This window comes from Dysgonomonas sp. HDW5B, from assembly GCF_011299335.1.
Lineage (GTDB): Bacteria > Bacteroidota > Bacteroidia > Bacteroidales > Dysgonomonadaceae > Dysgonomonas_A.
Genome location: NZ_CP049858.1, coordinates 317,417 through 335,049 on the forward strand (window position 1 = coordinate 317,417; position 17,633 = coordinate 335,049).

Annotated in this window: 14 protein-coding genes; 12 read left to right on the forward strand and 2 right to left on the reverse strand. The window is 37.9% G+C overall.

What is annotated here, in order from left to right; genetic code table 11:
* Window positions 1–522: 522 nt before the first annotated feature.
* Both G7051_RS01205 and G7051_RS01210 read left to right on the forward strand, forming a co-directional pair.
* On the forward strand, window positions 523–2,541 hold the full coding sequence (locus G7051_RS01205) for a hypothetical protein (protein ID WP_166197896.1): 2,019 nt from the start codon (window positions 523–525) through the stop codon (window positions 2,539–2,541).
* Window positions 2,542–2,620: 79 nt separating this feature from the next.
* A complete protein-coding gene (locus G7051_RS01210; RefSeq protein WP_166197897.1) occupies window positions 2,621–4,174 on the forward strand; it encodes a PKD domain-containing protein in 1,554 nt (517 codons plus the stop codon).
* 81 nt (window positions 4,175–4,255) lie between these two features.
* On the opposite strand, the gene G7051_RS01215 is transcribed toward G7051_RS01210, so the two are convergent.
* Window positions 4,256–5,449 (reverse strand): saccharopine dehydrogenase family protein, encoded by a 1,194-nt coding sequence (locus tag G7051_RS01215; protein WP_166197898.1) that lies wholly within the window; start codon window positions 5,447–5,449, stop codon window positions 4,256–4,258.
* Between the two features lie 388 nt (window positions 5,450–5,837).
* Between G7051_RS01215 and atpD the strand changes: the two genes are divergently transcribed.
* The 10 genes from atpD (at window position 5,838) to G7051_RS01265 (ending at window position 16,109) form a co-directional block, all read left to right on the forward strand.
* Window positions 5,838–7,364, forward strand: a complete 1,527-nt coding sequence (gene atpD / locus G7051_RS01220) for a F0F1 ATP synthase subunit beta (protein ID WP_166109816.1) — start codon at window positions 5,838–5,840, stop codon at window positions 7,362–7,364.
* A 110-nt stretch (window positions 7,365–7,474) separates the two neighbouring features.
* A complete protein-coding gene (gene atpC, locus G7051_RS01225) occupies window positions 7,475–7,720 on the forward strand; it encodes an ATP synthase F1 subunit epsilon (protein ID WP_166109820.1) in 246 nt (81 codons plus the stop codon).
* A 3-nt stretch (window positions 7,721–7,723) separates the two neighbouring features.
* Complete coding sequence (locus G7051_RS01230; RefSeq protein WP_166197900.1) at window positions 7,724–8,134, forward strand: TssN family type VI secretion system protein; 411 nt, start codon at window positions 7,724–7,726, stop codon at window positions 8,132–8,134.
* Window positions 8,135–8,174: 40 nt separating this feature from the next.
* Window positions 8,175–9,224 (forward strand): F0F1 ATP synthase subunit A, encoded by a 1,050-nt coding sequence (gene atpB / locus G7051_RS01235; protein ID WP_255493357.1) that lies wholly within the window; start codon window positions 8,175–8,177, stop codon window positions 9,222–9,224.
* Between the two features lie 56 nt (window positions 9,225–9,280).
* A complete protein-coding gene (gene atpE, locus G7051_RS01240) occupies window positions 9,281–9,535 on the forward strand; it encodes an ATP synthase F0 subunit C (RefSeq protein WP_050708158.1) in 255 nt (84 codons plus the stop codon).
* A gap of 17 nt (window positions 9,536–9,552) precedes the next feature.
* Window positions 9,553–10,053 (forward strand): F0F1 ATP synthase subunit B, encoded by a 501-nt coding sequence (gene atpF, locus G7051_RS01245; RefSeq protein WP_166117606.1) that lies wholly within the window; start codon window positions 9,553–9,555, stop codon window positions 10,051–10,053.
* A 6-nt stretch (window positions 10,054–10,059) separates the two neighbouring features.
* Window positions 10,060–10,614, forward strand: a complete 555-nt coding sequence (locus tag G7051_RS01250; protein ID WP_166197903.1) for a F0F1 ATP synthase subunit delta — start codon at window positions 10,060–10,062, stop codon at window positions 10,612–10,614.
* 84 nt (window positions 10,615–10,698) lie between these two features.
* Entirely contained in the window at window positions 10,699–12,285 is a 1,587-nt protein-coding gene (atpA, locus tag G7051_RS01255; RefSeq protein WP_166197904.1) for a F0F1 ATP synthase subunit alpha, read from the forward strand.
* Between the two features lie 109 nt (window positions 12,286–12,394).
* Window positions 12,395–13,300 carry an ATP synthase F1 subunit gamma gene (gene atpG / locus G7051_RS01260; protein ID WP_166197906.1) on the forward strand — a complete coding sequence of 302 codons (906 nt, stop codon included), beginning with the start codon at window positions 12,395–12,397 and terminating at the stop codon, window positions 13,298–13,300.
* 157 nt (window positions 13,301–13,457) lie between these two features.
* Entirely contained in the window at window positions 13,458–16,109 is a 2,652-nt protein-coding gene (locus tag G7051_RS01265; protein ID WP_166197908.1) for a glycoside hydrolase family 78 protein, read from the forward strand.
* Between the two features lie 84 nt (window positions 16,110–16,193).
* Here the strand turns inward: G7051_RS01265 and gap are convergent, their stop codons facing one another.
* Window positions 16,194–17,198: a type I glyceraldehyde-3-phosphate dehydrogenase gene (gene gap, locus G7051_RS01270; RefSeq protein WP_166109837.1), complete on the reverse strand. Its 1,005-nt coding sequence runs from the start codon at window positions 17,196–17,198 to the stop codon at window positions 16,194–16,196.
* Window positions 17,199–17,633: the final 435 nt, after the last annotated feature.

The window sequence follows — 17,633 nt, forward strand, 5'->3', positions numbered from 1 at the left end:
TATTTGCTTCGGATTTTGTTTATATCTACAAAAGAATTATATTTGCGACTTAAACAGAACTCTTTAGCTAAAAAAATGGCAAATATATTAACAAATAATTATTCCACCAATAAGCTTATATTTAACAATTTAAGCTTGGATTATTGTGCCAAAACATTAGAGAGAGAGAGAGAGAGAGAGAGAGAGAGAGAGAGAGAGAGAGAGAGAGAGAGCTAACTAGCAAACACGCTAGTAATAAAAATATTTCAGGCGGAATTTTCCGCCTTTTTTTGGCTTGCGTTTTAAAGACGCACATTCTTTCATCCAGAAATATCACCCCAATAAATACATCTATAGTTGTGTCGGTAAACACTTTCGTGTCGCCGATTTATTTTGTTGTTGTCATTTCAGATCAGCACGAATCATCCGTTTATCTATGCCACAACTATGTCCGGCAGCAGCGTGTAGCGATTACACGCTGCTGCTATTTATTCTTTCATTTTCAAGCTACTAACATTAATTAATTATAATAAAACGATGGCAATGAAAAAGTTTTTTTTAACAGCAATGAGCTTATGGACTATAGGCTCTATATATGCACAGGTCGGTGTAAATACCGAAACGCCGGCAACAACACTTCATGTACTGCCCGGAAAAACGGACGGTACAACGGCTGAAGGGATTATAGCTCCTAACCTGAAAAGGTCGGAAGTGATTGCCAAGGACGGTAAATATGCAACTGCACAAACAGGGGCAATGGTATACGTTAGCGACTTGTCGGGAGTACTGACTACCAAAACAGCAAAAATCATAACAACCGGATATTATTACTTCGATGGAGCTCTTTGGCAGCCATTTACAAGTGGATCTGCTTCCGTTACCACAGCCAACAACGGTCTTACAATGAACGGCACAACTACCCAATTGGGGGGAGCTTTAATTAAGGCGACAAGTATTACAGGCACAGACCGATTAACTTTAGCTACGCCTACTACTATTTCGGGCATCCTCCAAATTACCAGTGGATCGCCTGATACAGGAAAAGTACTGACCTCAGACATAAATGGCACTGCAACTTGGGTTACACCTGGCATAAGTACCGCCAACAACGGTATAACAATGAATGGATCTGTTGCTCAATTGGGAGGAGCGTTAAATCAAAACACAACTATTACAGGAGCTACCCGGCTTACTATAGCTACAGCAACTACTATTTCGGGAACAGCACTTCTTATTACAAGCCCATTACAGATTGCTAGCGGAACACCTGGTGCAGGAAAAGTATTAATGTCCGATTTTACGGGTAATGCAACATGGGCTACAGCAATAAATACCGCAAATAATGGTTTAACAATGAATGGAATAGCTGCCCAACTAGGAGGAGATTTAACCCAACCTACAAGCATTACAGGAACAAACCGATTAACTTTAGCTACACCACTACAGATAAGTAGCGGAACACCCGGTGCTGGAAAAGTATTAACATCGGATGCCAGCGGTAATGCTACATGGGCTGCTAACGCAACCCCTTGGTATAAGGTGGGTACTACAGTTCCATCGATATTGAACACTGACGATTCGTACCTGACAGCTAAAACAGTTATCGGAGGAAATACTATTGCTTCTATCAATGGGGGAACAGCCAATGCACAACTTACAGTAATAGGACAAGATGCTTCCATTAATGGTATAACTGTAGGAAAAGGACGAGGTGCTGTTGCTTCAAATACAGCAGTAGGAGCCAATAGTTTGGAGGCAAACACTTCAGGAAGCAATAATACTGCTATTGGGTCAGGCGCCTTAAAAAGTAATCAAACTTCGTCTTTAAATACTGCGGTGGGGTACCAAGTTCTTCAAGCTAATACAACTGGCGGTGCTAATACTGCTATGGGATATTCAGCCGGAAGTGGCCTGACGACGGGAAATGGTAATACTGCTATGGGATATTCAGCCGGAGCTAATCTGACGACGGGAGGTTATAACGTGGCTATAGGTTACAACGTGAGTCTTCCGGATCCTGCAGGCAATTTCCAAATAAATATAGGCAATGCTATATTTGGAGTTACTAGTCTTACTGCTGGAGCGGGGCGTGTAAGTATTGGTAAAACAACTCCTGATGCAGGTGTATTTTTAGATGTAGCCGGCTTAACACAAATAACAGGAGCCGGAAAATTCAAATATGTAGATAGCAATCAGTTATCAGGACGGGTATTGTCTACTGATAATAATGGTGTTGCTAAGTGGGCTGATCAAAATATGCTTACAGGGAGTTGGTTTTATATTCCTTCAATCAATTTGGATATGAGCACTCTTACTGTTAAAACGGTAGACTTATTTAAAAACTCTATAATGCAGCTAACATCATTACCGTTAGCCGGTAGCTCGGGTGCCATTCAACCGACATTACCAACAACAGCTACAGCATACGACTATATGTATATTGGCAGTAGTGGACACATTACAAATGTAAGTATAAACACTTCCGGAGTAATGACTTATACACCTACCACCACCAACCCTCCTCCATTTGCTTTTGTGAACATCATTGTTCGGGTTAAATAAAATTACAACCCATAAGCTAGTATTCAATAAACTCACGCTCCGCCACGATGTGACGGGGCTGATAAAATAGGAAGATTATATGCTAAAAAAAATAATATCAATTTTAACCCTGTTCTTAATAACAGCGGGCAGTATCTATGCCCAAAAAGAGCAATACAACTGGCTTTTCGGTTTTAATGCAGGACTCTCGTGGAATGCCTTCAGATCGGTTGGTGCCACAGGCGTTTACGGAACAGCTAATGCAACACTAACAGGGCTGCCTGCACAACGTACAGGATCGGCTCTGCAAACGTATGAGGGTTGCTTTTCTACTTCGGATGCAAATGGAAATATTTTGTTTTATTCGGATGGGATAACCATATGGAACAAAAACAACCAAGAAATGGTTACAGGTTTAACTGGTGGTCCATCTTCGGCACAGTCGGGAATCATATTACCATACCCCGAAACTCCGGGTAAATACATTGCAGTAACATTAGATAAAGATAATTCAAATAACCTCTCTTATACTGTAGTAAATATGTCTCTGAATGGAGGTCTTGGCGGGGCAGACCCGGCTTTTACGAACGTTTCACTCACAGGACAATCCGGAGCATTGGGCGAATCGGTTTTTGCAGTAAGGCATACTAATAAGGAGGATTTCTGGATAGTGGCTCCGGGACGCACAACCACTACATCTTATCTGAATGTATGGAAAGTAACTTCTGCGGGCGTACAGGCTAGCCGACATAGCGTGGCAACAGTAGCTATAGGTTTCACATCATTAGGAGCCAATGGATACCTCAAATTTACAACCGACGGGCTACACTATGCATGGGCAGATTTCCTTACTGGGAGACTTGTTTATGGTGACTTTAATCCCACAACAGGCACTATCACTAACGTAAAGATTCGGAATACATATGCATTATTTCCCTCCAATCCTAATCGTGCATATGGAGTAGAATTTTCGTCTAGTGGCAAATATTTGTACCTGACATATGCACCGGGCAGTTTAAATACAAATCAAGTTTCAGGATTAGTAGTTTATGATTTTGCAGCTTTGCTCGCAACCTCTACTCCGAATTCAATAAATCCGGTAAAAACTATTGCCAACCCCCTTTCCCTATCTGATGGTGTTACCGACCATTTTGGAGGTATACAGCTTGGCCCGGATGGACGGATTTACATCACCCGGTTCTCCTCTACTGGAATGTTTGTAATTACCAATCCGGAAACCCCTACAACTATGAATATTTATAAACTCCTGAATTTCTTACCCGGCAATGGCTATTGGGGACTACCCAACTTTGCTGCACCGTGGTTTAGGATGGAGCTTACACCTCCGGCAAATGCCGAAAGTTGCGCAAACGTATCAGCCACTTTTCAATTATCAATCATTCCGGGTATGGGACTTAGTAATGTAAGTAGAATTGTAATAGATTTTGGTGATGGTGGCACAACAACATACAACAGCCCCCTAAGCAGCCTGTACAGCTTCCCTCACACCTATAATAAGCCGGGTATTTATACCATTACAATTACTGCCTATAATGCAACGGGAGGGGTAGAAATTTCGACATCTTCTACTATGACCATAAATTCGTGTGTAATGAGAGTTAATCCGCAAGTGAGCGTCAGAGCCGGCACTTAATAAGATTAACTCATAATTTTTCAAAAAAAGAGGAGGACAAATATATACCTGTCCTCCTCTTTTTTTCAATATTTATATCAATTACATTTCCAAATCAATATCAAATAATTCATGCCAAGGCAATCCTTGCTTGTTTAATTGCTCCATAAATGGATCGGGATTAAACTCTTCAACATTGAATACTCCCGGTTTACGCCAGATTCCTTTAAAGAACATCATGGCTCCTATCATGGCAGGCACACCTGTAGTATAGCTTACTCCTTGCATACCTGTTTCCTTGAAAGCAGCCTCATGCGAGCAGTTGTTATATATATAATAGGTACGTTGCTTACCATCTTTAATACCGGTGATGCGGCAACCGATAGAAGTTTCGCCTGTATAATTCTCTCCAAGCTCTCCCGGATCAGGTAAAACAGCTTTCAAAAATTGAATCGGAACAATCTCTACACCATTATATATAATAGGGTCGATACGAGCCATTCCTATATTTTGAATCACACGTAAGTGAGTCAGATATTCCTGCCCGAAAGTCATCCAGAAACGAGCACGTTTCAATGTGGGAAAATTTTTCACCAACGACTCTAATTCTTCGTGATAAATCACATATGATTCTTTTGGGCCAATATTAGGATAATTCAATGGTTTATGAATTTCGTGAGGTTCAGTTTCAACCCACTGTCCATTCTCCCAGTATTTTCCTTTCTGAGTAACCTCACGTATATTAATTTCAGGATTGAAGTTTGTTGCAAATGCTTTACCATGATCACCCGCATTACAATCTACAATATCTAATGTATGCAGTTCATCAAAGTGATGTTTTGCTGCATAAGCAGTAAATACACTTGTCACACCCGGATCAAATCCACAACCAAGAATAGCTGTAAGACCTGCTTTCTCAAATTTATCTTTATAAGCCCATTGCCAGCTATATTCGTATTTTGCTTCATCTTTAGGCTCATAATTAGCAGTGTCTAAATAATTAACACCACATGCTAAACAAGCATCCATTATAGTGAGATCCTGATATGGCAAAGCAACATTGATTACTAACTCGGGTTTAAACGAATTAAATAACTTAATCAAGTCCTCAACACTATCAGCATCCACTTGAGCTGTTTGAATTCTACCTCCGCCAATAGCTTGGGCAATGGCATCACATTTCGATTTGGTGCGGCTGGCAAGCATTACTTCTGTAAACACTTCCGGATTTTGAGCAACCTTGTGAGCTACTACTGTACCTACACCACCTGCTCCAATAATTAAAACTTTACCCATTTTAGAATTGTATTAAAAGCCTTTTGTTAATTAATATTTAAAATATAGTAAGTACACTTATTTTTTCTACAAAAATAAAACTTAAAAATGAAATATTGGCTATATTTGCTTCAACAATCATACTAAACAGATAGTAATAATACAATATTTTAGAAACTTCTTGAAATATCATTATTGCAAAGTGTGTAAAATATGAAAGTTATTAGAATACTGTGATTGAATAAATAAATATATATTTCTTAAAGTAGGAATATATTATTCGAAACCTGAGAAACATAAATTAAATTGTTGTTACGTTTTACTGCGAACATCGCGTCTTTGACAAATACCAGTCAAAACAGTCCCTGCACAGTAAACTTAGGAGATAAGAAATAAAAAATATATAATTATGTCACAATTAGTAGGTCGTATATCTCAGGTAATAGGTCCCGTAGTGGATGTCTATTTTGAGCAAAAAGAAGGTTCGGCACCAAACTTACCCCAGATATATGAAGCATTACATGTACAAAGACCAAACGGTAAGGTTTTAATTATTGAAGTACAGCAACATATTGGTGAAAATACCATTCGTGGTGTTGCAATGGATAGTACCGATGGTCTAAGACGAAACCTGGATGTTATCGCAACCAGAAAACCCATTACCGTTCCGATAGGCAATCAAGTAAAAGGACGCTTGCTAAATGTGGTAGGAGATGCCATTGACGGCATGGAAGCTCTTGATAATTCAGGAGGATTACCAATACATAGAGAGCCCCCTAAATTTGAAGACCTTATAACTTCTCGCGATGTATTATTTACAGGAATAAAGGTTATCGACCTATTGGCTCCTTATGCAAAAGGAGGAAAAGTCGGACTTTTTGGAGGAGCCGGAGTAGGTAAGACCGTATTAATTATGGAACTTATCAATAACATTGCTAAAAAGCACAATGGTTATTCGGTATTTGCCGGAGTTGGGGAGCGTACTCGCGAGGGTAATGACTTGTTGAGAGAAATGATTGAATCGAACGTAGTTCGCTATGGTGATGAGTTCAAAAAAAGTATGGAAGAAGGTCATTGGGATTTATCCAAAGTTGATCCTAAAGAACTCGAAAAATCTCAAATATCACTTGTCTTCGGACAGATGAATGAACCTCCCGGAGCACGTTCGTCAGTAGCACTTTCTGGACTTACGGTTGCAGAATCTTTCCGTGATGCAGATCACGAAGATGGTGCACCTAAAGATATACTATTCTTTATAGATAATATATTCCGTTTTACGCAAGCAGGTTCTGAGGTTTCCGCCCTTTTAGGTCGTATGCCTTCGGCAGTAGGTTATCAACCTACTCTATCTACTGAGATGGGTGCAATGCAAGAGCGTATCACTTCAACCAAGAATGGATCTATTACATCTGTTCAGGCAGTTTATGTGCCGGCAGATGACTTAACTGACCCTGCTCCTGCAACCACATTCTCTCACTTGGATGCAACCACAGTATTGAGCCGTAAGATTACAGAGTTGGGTATTTATCCGGCAGTAGACCCGTTGGATTCTACATCTCGAAGCCTCGACCCGAATGTTGTAGGTCAAGAACATTATGATGTTGCTCAACGAGTAAAACAAATATTACAAAGAAATAAAGAACTTCAGGATATTATCTCCATATTAGGTATGGAAGAGCTTTCAGATGAAGATCGCCAAACGGTAAATAGAGCAAGACGTATTCAACGTTTCTTATCACAACCGTTTAATGTTGCCACACAGTTTACAGGCGTTGCCGGTGTAATTGTAGATATCAAAGACACGATAAAAGGATTTCAGATGATTCTTGATGGTGAGGTTGACGATCTGCCCGAACAAGCTTTCTTAAATGTGGGAACTATTGAAGATGCAATCGAAAAAGGCAAAAAATTAATGGCACAAGCGTCTAAAGCTTAATAATACGAAGAAGGTCACAGAGCTTATTTATTGCTTTTTCTGCATATTTATAGCTAACGACTGTAAATATTAAAGACAAAGTAATAGATATTCAACATTAGTTATAATAAATGAAAGAATTACAATTAAAAATAATTTCACCCGAAAAGATACTGTTTCAAGGAGCGGTGTTATCCGTAATACTTCCGGGGACAGATGGTGAATTTGGTATATTGCCCGATCATGCTTCTCTTATAGGGTCTTTACGCAAGGGAGATATTTCTTATGAAATAGAAAAGGGATCGCCGGAAATAGTTACCATTGAAAGTGGATTCGTTGAAGTCAAAAAGAATGTAGTTACCATTTGTGTAGAATAATTTATGAACATATTCAAAGCGAATTTAATTATATACGTGATTGCCTTCGGACTCTTAATCAGTGGATGCTTAGGATTAGGGTTATCTTATTTCTTACCAACTTTTAATTGGAATTGGTTCATAGGTCTTGCTGCATTTTATCTGGTTATCGAATCGATAGTCGTATTGATGGTAGAGAGTTTCAGCCAGAAAAAAAACATAAAACAAATGGTAAACATCTACATGTTAACTAAGGTCATAAAAATCATAGCATCTTTGATCTTTATAACAGTGTATGTTGTTATAGTGAAAGAAAACGTCAAAGCTTTTGTAGCTGTTTTTATATTATTTTATTTATTATACCTGATCGCCGAAACCTTCATTTTCATGAAAATAGAAAAGCGTATCAAAGAAAAAAATAGTAGCAATGAATAGCCAATTAAAATACATATTTATACTGGTATGCTTATTCGTAATGGGGACGACGTCTTCCTTTGCTTCTGAAGGAGATTCGTCTGAAGAAGCAAAAGAACTTAACGTTAAAGAGTTAATACTTGAACACCTTGCGGATTCATACGAGTGGCACATTACAACATGGGGAGAACATCATATCTCGGTTCCATTACCTGTAATAGTGAAAGGCGAAAATAGTGGATGGAATGTATTCTGTTCTTCAAAACTAAACCATGGAGCTTCGGAATACAAAGGCTTTTACATTGCTAGCGAAGGTGACTACAAAGGTAAAATTGTCGAAAAGAATGCTTCAGGAGAAGAAATCAGACCCTGGGATATTTCTATTACAAAAAATGCTTTTGCACTTATCATATGCAGTATTATAACCCTTGTACTTATTTTGTCAGTAGCCAGATGGTACAAGAAAAACTCAACAGCTGAAAATCCAAAAGTTCCCGGAGGATTCATTGGATTCATGGAGTTATTTATAATGAGTGTAAACGATGATATCATAAAACCATGTATCGGTAAAAATTACAAGAAATTTGCACCTTATTTACTGACTACATTCTTTTTCATCTTTATAAATAACATTGCCGGTTTAATTCCGATTTTTCCGTTCGGAGCTACTGTTACAGGTAATATAGCAGTCACTTTAGTATTGGCTGTATTTACAATGGTTATTGTTAATGTATTCGGTACTAAGGAATATTGGAAAGAGATATTCTGGCCCGAAGTTCCTACATGGCTAAAGGTACCTATACCAATCATGCCTGCGATAGAATTAGTTGGAATCGTTACAAAGCCATTTGCCTTAATGATTCGTCTCTTTGCTAACATTTTGGCAGGTCACTCCATCGTTTTGGGATTGGTATGTTTGATCTTTGTTACAGTGAAACTAGGAACCGGAATTAATACTTCAATGACTGTGGTATCTGTTATGTTGACGATATTTATCAGTTTTGTTGAAATATTGGTTGCATATATCCAAGCATACGTATTTACAATGCTATCAGCAGTATTTATTGGTTTAGCACAGGTTGAACCTCACAAAGAAAAGAATCATAAATAAAAAGGTATGAGACCTTAAACGATAAACAATAATTAAATAACTAAAAGAATAAAATTATGTTACTATCAACTATTCTACAAGCAGCAGCTGAAGCTGGTGCAGGACTTACAGGATTCGGTGCAGCTCTAGGAGCAGGTTTAGCAGCTATCGGTGCAGGTCTGGGTATCGGTAAAATCGGTGCTTCTGCGATGGAAGGTATCGCTCGTCAACCCGAAGCTAGTGGGGATATTCGTATGTCTATGATTATTGCAGCAGCCCTAATTGAAGGTGTGGCTCTATTTGCTGTAGTAGTTTGTGGATTTATCCTATAAAACAATTAAATTAAAAAATTATGCTTTTACAACCTGAAGCCGGTCTTTTATTTTGGATGCTTCTATCTTTCGGAGTCGTTTTTGCTGTATTGGCAAAATTTGGATTCCCGATTATAACAAAGATGGTCGAAGATCGCAATGCGTACATCGAAAAATCTTTGGATGCAGCCAAAGAAGCCAATAAACAATTGGCTCAAATAAAAGAGCAAAGCGAAGCTATATTAGCTTCAGCCCGTGAAGAGCAGGTGAAAATCTTAAAAGATGCTGAAAGCACCAGAACCCGTATAGTCAACGAATCTAAAGAATTGGCACGTGCCGAAGGCTTGAAGGAGTTGGACGAATTAAGAAAGCAAATGAAACGCGAAAAAGAAGATGCAATAAAGGACATACGTCGTCAAGTTGCAGACCTTTCGGTGGATATTGCAGAAAAAGTAATTCGCAACAATCTCAACAGCAATGCTGAGCAAATGGCAATGATAGACCGTTTGATTGACGAAGGTATGGTATCTAAATCTTAATATAATATGAATTCAGGAATGGTATCTATGCGTTATGCACGAGCTTTGTTTAGCTATGCTTTGGAAAAAAAGGCTGAGGACACGATTTTTTCAGAAATGAACATCTTGTCTGAAAACCTTGCCAGTAGTTCACAACTTCGGGCAACACTAGATAATCCTGTACTGAGTACAAGGGAGAAACTGGAACTTATAAAACTTGCTGTCGGAGAAACCATAAGCGATGTATTTGTTCGGTTTATCCAATTGGTATTGCATCAGAGAAGAGAAAACCATCTGCAAACGATCAGTTTAGTATACTTAGATTTATACAGGAAATATAAGAATATTAGTGTCGGAAAATTAGTAACGGCATGTCCTGTCGATGATACTACTATAAATAAAATTAAACAACTGGTTAAACAGAAAGAAGAGGGTACAATTGAATTTGTAACCGAAGTAGACCCAAAACTTGGTGGTGGTTTTATTTTATATATTGGTACTTATAGACTTGATGCCAGTGTGGCTTCTCAATTGAGCAGAATAAAAAGCCAATTGATGAGTAAGAATAAAAAAATTGCATAGTAACCTTATGTTGTAACAGGCTTTGGTTATAATGTCCACCAAAGCAATAAAATAGGTCTGGAGACCTTAATACAAGGAATAAATATGTCTGAAAATATAAAAGCTAGTGAGGTTTCTGATGTGTTGAAGATGCAATTGGATGGGATTGATAATCGTATTCAATTGGATGAGGTCGGAGTAGTTCTTTCGGTAGGTGACGGAGTTGCACGGATCTATGGTCTCAATAACGCAGAAGCCAATGAATTATTAGAGTTCGACAATGGGGTGAAAGCTGTTGTGATGAATCTCGAAGAAGATAATGTAGGAGCAGTATTACTTGGATCGAGCAGCCAGATTAAAGAAGGCTTCAATGTTAAAAGAACAGGTCTTATTGCTTCAATAAAAGTGGGTGACGGACTACTCGGACGTGTTATTACACCTTTGGGAGAACCTATCGACGGTAAGGGAGATATAACAGGCGAATTATTGGAAATGCCTTTGGAGCGCAAAGCTCCGGGAGTAATATACCGTCAGCCTGTAACCCAACCTTTACAAACGGGTCTTAAGGCTATTGATGCCATGATACCTATTGGTAGAGGTCAACGTGAGTTGATTATCGGTGACCGTCAGACCGGAAAAACAGCAATTGCAATTGATGCAATCATTAGTCAAAAAGCAAATTTCGATGCAGGTGATCCTGTATATTGTATCTATGTTGCTATTGGACAGAAAGCATCTTCGGTTGCCAATATTGTTGAAACACTGAAAGAAAAAGGAGCATTACAATATACAACTATCATTGCAGCAACGGCAGCCGAACCGGCAGCCATGCAATATTTCGGAGCTTTCTCCGGTGCTGCTATCGGTGAATATTTTAGAGATACCGGTCGTCATGCTTTGGTAGTCTATGATGACTTATCGAAACAAGCTGTTGCCTATCGTGAAGTTTCGTTGCTTTTGAAAAGACCTCCGGGTCGTGAGGCGTATCCCGGTGATATTTTCTATCTGCACTCTCGTCTACTGGAACGTGCTGCTAAGATTATCAATCAGCAAGAAGTTGCCGAGCAAATGAATGATCTACCCGAATGTCTCAAAGGCAGAGTAAAAGGTGGAGGCTCATTGACTGCACTTCCTATTATCGAAACTCAGGCGGGCGACGTATCTGCATATATCCCGACTAACGTAATTTCAATTACCGATGGTCAGATATTTCTGGATATTGACTTGTTCAACTCTGGTTATCGTCCTGCAATTGACGTAGGTATTTCGGTATCACGTGTTGGAGGTAGTGCTCAGACCAAGGCGATGAAAAAAGTAGCAGGAACATTAAAAATTGATCAGGCTCAGTATCGTGAACTCGAAGCTTTTACAAAGTTTGGTGGAGACATGGATCCAATTACTGCTTTGACTATAGACAAAGGGCAAAAGAATGCAGCATTATTGGTGCAACCCCAATATTCCCCAATGCCTGTTGAAAAACAAATTGCAATACTATATTGTGGAACAAATGGATTGTTGAATAATATTCCTGTAGATAAAGTTCATGAATTTGAAAGTAATTTTCTGCAGATATTAGAAATGCAATACAAAGAAACGGTATTGGATATTCTCAAAACAGGTGTTATAAATGACGGTGTAACAGCTATCATAGAAAAGGTTGCTGAAGAATTAGCAGGTAAATATAAAAAATAAGGTCTCTGACCTTTTTATTGCTCTGTTGTAGGGGCGAATCTCTGGATCCATCTAAGGTGGAAGCCTTACCCCTACTATCGGAAATATATTATTAAATACTATCATAGTTATGGCATCATTGAAGGAAGTAAAAGATAGGATAGATTCGGTAAAAAGCACGAAGAAAATAACTTCGGCTATGAAGATGATTGCAACTGCTAAGCTTAGAAAGTCTCAGCAGGCAATAAATTCTTTTCTACCCTACTCTACCAAGTTGAACGAGATTCTGACTAATCTTTTGGCTTCTGACAGCAGCATCGACTCTGTTTATGCACAAGAAAGAGAAATCAAAAAAGTAGCTATTGTAGCTTTTTCGTCTAACTCGAGTTTGTGCGGAGGTTTTAATGCGAATGTAATTAAAGAGCTCTCCTCTGTATTATCTAAATCGATACCGGCAGTAGGTAAAGAAAATATTATTATTTATCCTTTCGGGAAAAAGATTATTGATTTTGCGAAAAAATCAAATCTAACGATTGAAAATGATGCTGAATTTATACAATTAGCTGACAGACCTTCTTTTCCTGCGGTTCTACAAATATCGAAGAAACTTGTAGGCAGATTCTTATCAGGAGAAATAGATCAGATAATTTTGGTTTATACTCATTTCAAATCGATGGGTGTACAAGAAATTAAAAATAGCGTTTATTTGCCTTTTGATCTGAAAGGTGTGATTGAAAACATTCAAACCGACTCCATATCCTTGACAAATCAAAGCATTGATTATATATTGGAACCTGAGAAGGTCGAGTTATTATCTCACCTAATACCAAAAGTTTTAGCGTCCAATTTATTTGCAGCCCTATTAGACTCTAATGCTTCGGAAAATGCAGCACGCAGTCTTGCAATGCAAATTGCAACTGATAATGCAGAAGAGTTAGTGGGTGATTTGACTATTGAATATAACAAGAATCGTCAGGCAGCTATAACAAATCAATTGTTAGATATAATTGGTGGAGCATCAGCTTTAAATAAATAAGCCGAATCTCAAATAAAAAAAACAAGAACATCCAAAATATTTGGATGTTCTTGTTTTTTTTATTTATCTCGCTTTAAATAACCTATAATATTGATTATCTTCGAGAAATAAAGGTTCTTGTAATCGAATTATTTCCTTAATACCCCGAACAATTATTATGAAAAATATTTTCATCTATCTTATTATTTTTAGTAACTGCATTACATCGTGTACAAAAAAGATAAACCCACCAACTAATTTACAATGTGAACATCTGGACAATCCTTTAGGAATAGACAGCCCTTCACCACGATTGACGTGGAGAATAGCTCAGACAGAGAAAGCACAAACGGCTTATCAGATAATGGTAAGTACTGATTCTATAAAGCTGGCTAATAATAAAGCTGATATGTGGGATACTGGCAAAATAGATGCCGATAGTTGCCTTGTTACCTACAAAGGTGATTCTTTAAAACCATTTACCAAGTATTATTGGAAAGTTACGGTTTGGAATGAAAAAGATACACAGTCAAAACCGTCTGATATTACTTCTTTCGAGACTGGATTAATCTCCTCTTCCAATTGGGCAGGAAAATGGATCTCTGATGGTCAGGACGTCAGCTATAAACCCACTTTTTACTTTAGAAAGGATGTCAATTTGGATAAAAATAAAAAGATCAAATCAGCACGTGCTTATATTACAGCGGCAGGGCTATACGAACTATCCATTAATGGATTGAAAGTCGGAGACCGCATGCTAGACCCAATGTACACACGATTTGATAAACGAAACCTTTATTCGACTCTCGATATAACGTCATTACTTCAAAACGGTGCTAATACTTTTGGAGTAATACTAGGAAATGGATGGTATAATCATCAATCGACAGCAGTATGGGACTTTGATAAAGCTCATTGGCGAGGAAGACCTAAATTCCTGATAAATATCAGACTAAATTATGAAGATGGTACAAGTGAAACAATTGTTTCGGATGAGAGTTGGAAAATCCATGAAAGCCCTATACTATTTAATAGTATATACACTGCCGAACATTACGACGCACGTAAGGAGATAGAGGGATGGAATATGCCGGGCTTAGATACTTCAGAGTGGCTACCGGCTGTTATAGCACAAGCACCTTCTCCTTTAATTGTGAGTCAGCAGCTATATCCGATACGTATAACCGAACGATTAGAGCCAACCAAAATAGACAAAAAGAATGATACGTGTTACGTATTTAGTTTCGCCAAGAATATTGCCGGGATTATAGAAATACGTGTTCAGGGAGATAAAGATACCGAACTAAGAATAAAGCATAGCGAACGCCTATATCCAGATGGGAGAGCCGATATGTCTAACATAGATGTACATTACCGCCCGACGGATAATAGTGACCCTTTTCAGACTGACATTTTTATTCTGAAAGGGGGAGGTATTAAAGAGACCTTCTCTCCTAAATTTAATTACAAAGGTTTTCAGTACGTAGAGGTTACATCATCCAAACCAATAGACTTAAGCAAAGAAAGTATTACTGCCTTAGAATTACACAGTGATGTTCCTCAAATAGGAAGCATTAAATCGTCAAACCCGACTCTCGACAAAATATGGGAAGTCGCAAACAACTCCTACCTGTCCAATCTCTTTGGATATCCGACAGATTGTCCTCAACGTGAAAAAAATGGCTGGACGGGCGATTCTCACATTGCGATAGAGACAGGCTTATACAGTTATGATGCCATCACAATTTATGAAAAATGGATGAATGACTTCAAAGACGAGCAAAAACCAAATGGAGTCCTACCAAGTATAGTACCAACTCATGGGTGGGGTTATGACTGGGGTAACGGACCCGACTGGACAAGTGCAGTAGCTATAATTCCTTGGGAAGTTTATTTATTTTATGGTGATATCCACTTACTGCATAGTATGTATGGCAACATAAAACGGTATGTTGATCATATAGCATCGATCAGTCCCCACGGAACCACAGACTGGGGGCTTGGAGATTGGGTTCCCGTAAAAACCGTAAGCAATAAAGAATTAACTTCATCTCTATATTATTATAAGGATGTAACCATACTAGCCCATGCCGCTAAAATGTTTGGAAGAAAACATGATTACGAGCATTATACCCGTCTTGCTAAAAAAATAAGCAATGCAATTAATAAGAAGTTTCTAAATACGGAAACAGGTATATATTGCTCAGGGTCACAAACTGAACTTGCAGCACCACTTTATTGGGGAGTTGTACCTGAAGAACTCAAATCAAAAGTTGCAGAGAATCTATACAAAAAAGTTGAAGAAGATAATTTCCATATCGATACCGGTATTTTAGGAGCAAAGGCTCTGCTTCATGCTCTTTCGGAGAATGGTTATGCTGATGCTGCTTATACTATTGCAGCACAAGAAACATATCCATCGTGGGGTTGGTGGATTGTAAACGGAGCTACAACTCTATATGAAAACTGGAATATTGATGCAGAAAATGATATCTCGATGAATCATATCATGTTTGGAGATATCAATGCATGGATGTACAAAGCTTTGGGAGGTTTATTTCCTGACGAGAACAAAGCTGGATTCAAGCATATACAACTTCGTCCGAATTTTGTAAAAGGGCTTGATCAGTTCGAAGCAAAACATACTTCACCTTATGGCGAAATAGTATCATCATGGACAAGACGTACTGATAAACAAATAATTTATCATGTTGTAATTCCGGCAAACACTTCTGCAACATTACATTTACCAAAAAACATAGAAGGAGATAAAACAATGGATCTATCGGCGGGTACCTATAATCTGGAACTTAGAGAGGTAAAACGATAACATTAGATAAAATAATATCATTAATCAAAAAAGCAGAAACCTAAAGGTTTCTGCTTTTTTAATATATAATAATGATTAATCTAATTAACCATTAACTTTAGCCATGTGAGCTACTAGTTCAAGAACTTTGTTTGAATAACCCCACTCGTTGTCATACCAAGATACAACTTTCACGAAAGTGTCAGTTAAAGCAATACCAGCTTTTGCATCAAAGATAGAAGTACGTGCATCTCCTAAGAAATCAGAAGAAACTACTGCATCTTCAGTATATCCTAGAATACCTTTCAATTCTCCTTCTGAAGCATCTTTCATTGCTTTACAGATTTCGTCATATTTAGCAGGTTTTGCTAAGTTTACAGTTAAGTCAACTACTGATACGTCCAAAGTTGGAACACGCATTGACATACCTGTTAATTTCCCGTTCAATTCAGGGATAACTTTACCTACAGCTTTAGCAGCTCCTGTTGAAGAAGGAATAATATTACCAGCAGCAGCACGTCCACCTCTCCAGTCTTTAGCAGAAGGTCCGTCAACTGTTTTTTGAGTAGCAGTTGTAGCATGTACTGTAGTCATAAGACCATCTGTAATACCGAATTTATCATTCAATACTTTAGCGATAGGAGCTAAACAGTTAGTAGTACAAGATGCATTAGAAACGATTTGAGTTCCTTTTACATAAGAGTCAGTATTCACTCCACATACGAACATTGGGGTATCGTCTTTAGAAGGAGCCGACATTACTACATATTTAGCACCTGCTTGGATGTGAGCTTGAGCTGTTGGTTTGTCTAAGAAAAGACCTGTAGATTCTACTACATATTCAGCACCTACAGCATCCCATTTCAAGTCAGCTGGATTTCTTTCTGCTGTTACACGGATAGCATTACCATTTACTACTAACTTACCGTCTTTGATCTCAACTGTTCCGTTAAATCTTCCGTGAACTGTATCGTAACGTAACATATAAGCCATGTACTCTACGTCGATAAGGTCATTGATACCAACTATTTGAATATCACTTCTTCCTTGAGCTGCACGGAAAACAAGACGACCAATACGTCCGAAACCATTAATACCTACTTTAATCATTTTATTAAAATTTTTATGGGTTAAAAAATTTATTAATCCGAATTTAACTTAACCAGTACTCCTTTATGTATTTCTACATTACCAAAATGATATCTTTTCTATATTCATTTTGAGGTCTACAAAAATACGCAAAAAATATATTTTTCGCTAATTATTCACTGTCAAAATTATGCATAGAACTATCCTCCTTAGTATAATCAAGAATTGGCTTTTAACAACAAGCAGTTCTGTAATACAGGGTTTGCAAAATACAAACAAAACGAATTTCCAATATTACATTTTAACAAATATATTTTTCTACCATATACTTTTTTTCACCATTAATTAAATCCAATTTTGGATAAATATAATTAATAAGTTACGTTCTTAAATTTATTGATCTATTTTTAGTTAAATTTGCGATCTTAAAAACAGAATACAATTTACTATAAATAA

Coding starts and splice junctions, on each gene's coding strand:
- G7051_RS01230 (WP_166197900.1), top strand. CDS start 7,724: ATGAACATATTCAAAGCGAATTTAATTATATACGTGATTGCCTTCGGA.
- atpA (WP_166197904.1), top strand. CDS start 10,699: ATGTCTGAAAATATAAAAGCTAGTGAGGTTTCTGATGTGTTGAAGATG.
- atpE (WP_050708158.1), top strand. CDS start 9,281: ATGTTACTATCAACTATTCTACAAGCAGCAGCTGAAGCTGGTGCAGGA.
- atpG (WP_166197906.1), top strand. CDS start 12,395: ATGGCATCATTGAAGGAAGTAAAAGATAGGATAGATTCGGTAAAAAGC.
- G7051_RS01205 (WP_166197896.1), top strand. CDS start 523: ATGAAAAAGTTTTTTTTAACAGCAATGAGCTTATGGACTATAGGCTCT.
- G7051_RS01215 (WP_166197898.1), bottom strand. CDS start 5,449: ATGGGTAAAGTTTTAATTATTGGAGCAGGTGGTGTAGGTACAGTAGTA.
- atpD (WP_166109816.1), top strand. CDS start 5,838: ATGTCACAATTAGTAGGTCGTATATCTCAGGTAATAGGTCCCGTAGTG.
- G7051_RS01250 (WP_166197903.1), top strand. CDS start 10,060: ATGAATTCAGGAATGGTATCTATGCGTTATGCACGAGCTTTGTTTAGC.
- gap (WP_166109837.1), bottom strand. CDS start 17,198: ATGATTAAAGTAGGTATTAATGGTTTCGGACGTATTGGTCGTCTTGTT.
- G7051_RS01265 (WP_166197908.1), top strand. CDS start 13,458: ATGAAAAATATTTTCATCTATCTTATTATTTTTAGTAACTGCATTACA.
- atpB (WP_255493357.1), top strand. CDS start 8,175: ATGGGGACGACGTCTTCCTTTGCTTCTGAAGGAGATTCGTCTGAAGAA.
- G7051_RS01210 (WP_166197897.1), top strand. CDS start 2,621: ATGCTAAAAAAAATAATATCAATTTTAACCCTGTTCTTAATAACAGCG.
- atpC (WP_166109820.1), top strand. CDS start 7,475: ATGAAAGAATTACAATTAAAAATAATTTCACCCGAAAAGATACTGTTT.